A 1,123-nucleotide genomic window follows, 5' to 3' on the forward strand; every position below is an offset into this window, starting at 1 on the left:
TGCTTTTAAATTATTATACTGAATACAGAGATCATCTAAATTTAATCGTTTACGACTAAGGGTAATGCTAGCTTCACTTGCTGCTTCTAACCGTTTCTTTTCCCTTAAGTCAGCTACATTTTGACCCCTCTTAAATTCGGTTAACAATGCATTCAAAGGCTCAATGGCGTCAGCATAGCTTTGAATAGCGCCATTAAAAGCATCTATATTTGATTGCAAATCATCGAAATCAATTGAGTTAATGGGATTGTAAGGCGCGTCATATTTTTCTGCTAATGCTGTATCAATCGCATTATTAGTTGTAACTGATTCACAAATTAGAACTTGAAGTGCTTCAGTAACTGATTCGAAACGCTGAGCTAACGTTGCTTCATAGTCGAGTTCATTTAGCTTTTCTTTGATAATATCTTCAGAATAAGTTTCTAAGGTAGCGACGTTCTGATCATGCTTCTCTGTTAATCTCTCAAGACTAACATCTATAAGCGCTTTAGCTCTTAGTCGGGTTACTTCTGTTTTGGTGTTACTTACAAAGCTTTGGAAAGTATCATCAAAAGCTGTTCTGTAGCTCTCGATTAGTTCTTGAGCGTCAGCACCTAATTCTTGCCCACAGAAAGGGCAATCTTCATCTACGTGTTCGACACCACTAGCAGCCCATCCATTAAACAATTCTTTTTTGTTAACCTTGTTTTTATGCTCAGCAACTATAGCCTTAGATGCGTTATGTACGTTGACCATAGATAGGGCTAAACAATTATTGATTTCTTCTGATATGGCGGTAATAGAAACATCATTAGATAAGCCATTCAGATTGGAGCGTTGAGTGATTTGCGTTGTATTCGTGATTTGAGTTGCGAGCTGCTCTTGAGCCTGCTTTGATGCTTTAATATCAGCATCTAACTCAGCAAGTGTTTTAGTCGGTGCTGGTAACTCAATAAACGCTGCAAAGTCACCAATTTCATGATTCTCCAGTTCTTTTTTATGTCTGCTTAACGTTTGCCTATCAATTCTTAGTTGTTGATTGCGAACTTCAAGGGCATCAAAAGCAGCTATGCTCTCACCTAACATAAACCCTGAAACTTTAGTTGAATTCTCAAGACTGTACTTTGTTACAGCCATTACATTT

General features: G+C 37.6%; 1 protein-coding gene. It reads right to left on the reverse strand.

Annotated features, from left to right (window positions below; genetic code table 11):
• Positions 1-1,123 (reverse strand): hypothetical protein (locus OP495_RS18080; protein WP_280571158.1); only part of this gene is annotated, 1,123 nt, incomplete at both ends.

It is taken from the genome of Chromohalobacter sp. 296-RDG (genome assembly GCF_029889885.1).
Taxonomy (GTDB): domain Bacteria; phylum Pseudomonadota; class Gammaproteobacteria; order Pseudomonadales; family Halomonadaceae; genus Chromohalobacter.